Raw genomic sequence first — 2,599 nt, forward strand, 5'->3', positions numbered from 1 at the left:
TAACCGGGGGCGTGCAGGCGATACGGGCAGACTTGAGTACTACAGGGGAGACTGGAATTCCTGGTGTAGCGGTGAAATGCGCAGATATCAGGAGGAACACCGGTGGCGAAGGCGGGTCTCTGGGTAGTAACTGACGCTGAGGAGCGAAAGCATGGGTAGCGAACAGGATTAGATACCCTGGTAGTCCATGCCGTAAACGGTGGGCGCTAGGTGTGGGGTCCTTCCACGGACTCCGTGCCGTAGCTAACGCATTAAGCGCCCCGCCTGGGGAGTACGGCCGCAAGGCTAAAACTCAAAGGAATTGACGGGGGCCCGCACAAGCGGCGGAGCATGTGGATTAATTCGATGCAACGCGAAGAACCTTACCTAGGCTTGACATATACAGGACGACGGCAGAGATGTCGTTTCCCTTGTGGCTTGTATACAGGTGGTGCATGGTTGTCGTCAGCTCGTGTCGTGAGATGTTGGGTTAAGTCCCGCAACGAGCGCAACCCCTGTCTCATGTTGCCAGCACGTAATGGTGGGGACTCGTGAGAGACTGCCGGGGTCAACTCGGAGGAAGGTGGGGATGACGTCAAATCATCATGCCCCTTATGTCTAGGGCTTCACACATGCTACAATGGCTAGTACAGAGGGCTGCGATACCGCGAGGTGGAGCGAATCCCTTAAAGCTGGTCTCAGTTCGGATTGGGGTCTGCAACTCGACCCCATGAAGTCGGAGTCGCTAGTAATCGCAGATCAGCAACGCTGCGGTGAATACGTTCCCGGGCCTTGTACACACCGCCCGTCACGTCATGAAAGTCGGTAACACCCGAAGCCGGTGGCCTAACCCTTGTGGAGGGAGCCGTCGAAGGTGGGATCGGCGATTGGGACGAAGTCGTAACAAGGTAGCCGTACCGGAAGGTGCGGCTGGATCACCTCCTTTCTAAGGAGCACTCACCACGCTTTGGTGTGGTCAGAGTTTGCGCAGGGTTCGCGTCCGAATGTGGCGCGCTCTGTGGCTCATTGGGTGGAACACTATCGCGTAGGACTCGCCGTGATCGTCGGTATCAGATTGCAGGATCTGGTGCCGGCGTTAGCGTGGTCCGGACGAAACACACTGTTGGGTGTCTGAAACAACACCATCGAGCCTTCGGGTTTGGTTGTTTCTGATGGCACTGATTCCCGAGACATCTGATGCGCCATACGTGGCCGGGGTGGGGTTGGTGTGTGTTGTTTGAGAACTGCACAGTGGACGCGAGCATCTTTAATTGTTTGTGAATGTAAGTGTGTAAGAGCACACGGTGGATGCCTTGGCACCAAGAGCCGATGAAGGACGTAGTAGGCTGCGATAAGCCTCGGGGAGCTGCCAAACGAGCTGTGATCCGAGGGTGTCCGAATGGGGAAACCCAGCACGCGTGATGGCGTGTTACCCGCATCTGAATACATAGGGTGTGTGGAGGGAACGCGGGGAAGTGAAACATCTCAGTACCCGCAGGAAGAGAAAACAATAGTGATTCCGTCAGTAGCGGCGAGCGAACGCGGATCAGGCTAAACCGCATGCGTGTGATACCCGGCAGGGGTTGCGTGTGTGGTGTTGTGGGGCATGATGTCCCGGTTCTGCCGGACCGGGCGCTGATTGATCGCGGGTTAGGGGAACGACTTGGAAGGGTCGGCCGGAGAGGGTGAGAGTCCCGTACCTGAAAACCTTGCGGCGGGGCGATTTGTGTTCCCAAGTAGCAGCGGGCCCGTGAAATCTGCTGTGAATCTGCCGGGACCACCCGGTAAGCCTAAATACTTCTTGGTGACCGATAGCGGATTAGTACCGTGAGGGAATGGTGAAAAGTACCCCGGGAGGGGAGTGAAATAGTACCTGAAACCGTGTGCTTACAATCCGTCAGAGGCTTTAGGGCTGATGGCGTGCCTTTTGAAGAATGAGCCTGCGAGTTAGTGGTATGTCGCGAGGTTAACCCGTGTGGGGAAGCCGTAGCGAAAGCGAGTCCTAATAGGGCGTTTCAGTGGCATGCTCTAGACCCGAAGCGGAGTGATCTACCCATGGCCAGTGTGAAGCGACGGTAAGACGTCGTGGAGNACTGTAGTGGCATGCTCTAGACCCGAAGCGGAGTGATCTACCCATGGCCAGTGTGAAGCGACGGTAAGACGTCGTGGAGGCGCGAACCCACTTAGGTTGAAAACTGAGGGGATGAGTTGTGGGTAGGGGTGAAAGGCCAATCAAACTCCGTGATAGCTGGTTCTCCCCGAAATGCATTTAGGTGCAGCGTCGCATGTTTCACCTCGGAGGTAGAGCTACTGGATGGCCGATGGGCCCTACAAGGTTACTGACGTCAGCCAAACTCCGAATGCCGAGGTGTGAGAGTGCGGCAGTGAGACTGTGGGGGATAAGCTTCATAGTCGAGAGGGAAACAGCCCAGATCGCCGGCTAAGGCCCCTAAGCGTGTACTAAGTGGAAAAGGATGTGGGATCGCTGAGACAGCCAGGAGGTTGGCTTAGAAGCAGCCACCCTTGAAAGAGTGCGTAATAGCTCACTGGTCAAGTGGTCCTGCGCCGACAATTTAGCGGGGCTCAAGTACACCGCCGAAGCCGCGGCATTCATACAATA

General features: G+C 56.3%; 2 rRNA genes. Both read left to right on the forward strand.

The features are described from left to right. Window positions 1-925: ribosomal RNA gene (locus AYO52_RS15285) — 16S ribosomal RNA — on the forward strand; the annotation flags it as partial. 335 nt (window positions 926-1,260) lie between these two features. Continuing rightward, window positions 1,261-2,599: ribosomal RNA gene (locus AYO52_RS15290) — 23S ribosomal RNA — on the forward strand; the annotation flags it as partial.

The sequence above is a fragment of the Dietzia sp. 111N12-1 genome, assembly GCF_001658045.1.
Lineage (GTDB): Bacteria > Actinomycetota > Actinomycetes > Mycobacteriales > Mycobacteriaceae > Dietzia > Dietzia kunjamensis.